The sequence below is a fragment of the Streptomyces tricolor genome (genome assembly GCF_002155905.1).
Taxonomy (GTDB): Bacteria; Actinomycetota; Actinomycetes; order Streptomycetales; family Streptomycetaceae; genus Streptomyces; species Streptomyces tricolor.
In genome coordinates, this window is record NZ_MUMF01000967.1 from 1 (window position 1) to 1,747 (window position 1,747).

1 protein-coding gene is annotated in these 1,747 nt (G+C 73.9%); it reads left to right on the forward strand.

The genetic code is table 11. The features are described from left to right. Positions 1–39: 39 nt before the first annotated feature. On the forward strand, positions 40–1,747 hold a 1,708-nt coding region (locus tag CCN44_RS42010; protein WP_167404094.1), incomplete at its 3' end, for a hypothetical protein.

The window sequence follows — 1,747 nt, forward strand, 5'->3', positions numbered from 1 at the left end:
CCCGGGACGGCCCGCCGGCCGGCCCTGGAAGGAGTTCCGGTGCGCGACCACGACCACGACCACGACTACGACTACGACCTCGGCGGCCACGGCCGGCGCGTGACGACCTCGTCCCCCGCGGCACAGACCTGGTTCGACCGCGGGCTGACCTGGACCTACGCCTTCCACCACGAGGAGGCCGTGCGCTGCTTCGAGGCCGCCGCCGCCGCGGACCCCGGCTGCGCCATGGCCGAGTGGGGCCTGGCCTACGCGCTGGGCCCCAACTACAACAAGCCCTGGGAGTTCTTCGACGCCCAGGAACTTCGGCGCACCGCGGAACGCGCGCACGGCGCCGTACGGCGCGCCCGGGCCAAAGCGGCCGGCGCCACCGCCGTCGAGCAGGCCCTCATCGACGCCCTCCAGGCCCGCTACCCGCGGGCGACGGCCCCGGACGCCGGGGAGGTGCCGGTGTGGAACGCCGCCTACGCCGACCGCATGCGCGCCGTGCACCGGCTGGCCGGCGACGACCCGGACGTCGCCGCCCTGTACGCCGACGCGCTGATGAACCTCACCCCCTGGCAGCTGTGGGACATCCGCACCGGCCGGCCGGCCGCGGGCGCCCGCACCCTGGAGGCCAAGGCCGTCCTCGAGCAGGCGATCGCCGCCCGGTCGGGCGCGCGGCACCCGGGACTGCTGCACCTGTACATCCACCTGATGGAGATGTCACCGACGCCGGAGGCCGCCCTGGACGTCGGTGACCGGCTGCGCGGTCTGGTCCCCGACGCCGGCCACCTGCGGCACATGCCCTCGCACCTGGAGGTGCTGTGCGGCGACTACCGCCGGGTGGTCAGCGACAACAACGCGGCGATCGCGGCCGACGAGAAAGTGCGTGCCCGGGCCGGGGCGATGAACTTCTACACCCTCTACCGGTGCCACAACCACCACTTCAAGATCTACGGCGCGATGTTCCTCGGCCGCCTCCAGGACGCCGTCGAGGCCGCCGAACAGCTGGAGGCGGCCGTGCCCGAGGAACTGCTGCGCGTGGAGAGCCCGCCCATGGCGGACTGGCTGGAGGGCTTTGCGGCCATGCGGGTGCACGTGCTGGTCCGCTTCGGCCGCTGGGAGGACATCCTGCGCCTGCCGCTGCCCGCCGACGCACAGCTGTACTGCGTGACCACGGCGATGCTGCACTACGCCCGCGGGGTCGCGCTCGCCGCCACCGGCCGCACCCGCGAGGCCGCGCGGGAACGGGAACTGTTCAGGGCCGCGGTCGCGCAGGTCCCCGAGACACGGATGCTGTTCAACAACACCTGCCGGGACATCCTGGCGATCGCCTCCCACATGCTGGACGGGGAACTGGAGTACCGGGCGGGCCGGTACGAGGCGGCGTTCGCCGCGCTGCGCCGGTCGGTCGAGCTGGACGACACCCTGCCCTACGACGAGCCGTGGGGATGGATGCAGCCCACCCGGCACGCCTACGGGGCGCTGCTGCTGGAACAGGGCCGCCTGGAGCAGGCCGAGGCCGTCTACCGCGCCGACCTCGGGCTCGACGACACGCTGCCGCGCCCGCTGCAGCACCCGGGCAACGTCTGGGCGCTGCACGGCCTGCACGAGTGCCTCGTCCGGCTCGGCAGGCAGGAACAGGCGCAGCTGGTGGCGCAGCAGCTGAAGTTCGCCGCGGCACTGGCGGACGTACGGATCGAAGCGTCCTGCTTCTGCCGGCTCAAGACCGCCGCGGACCCGGCCGGGCCCGGCCGGGTCCGCGGCG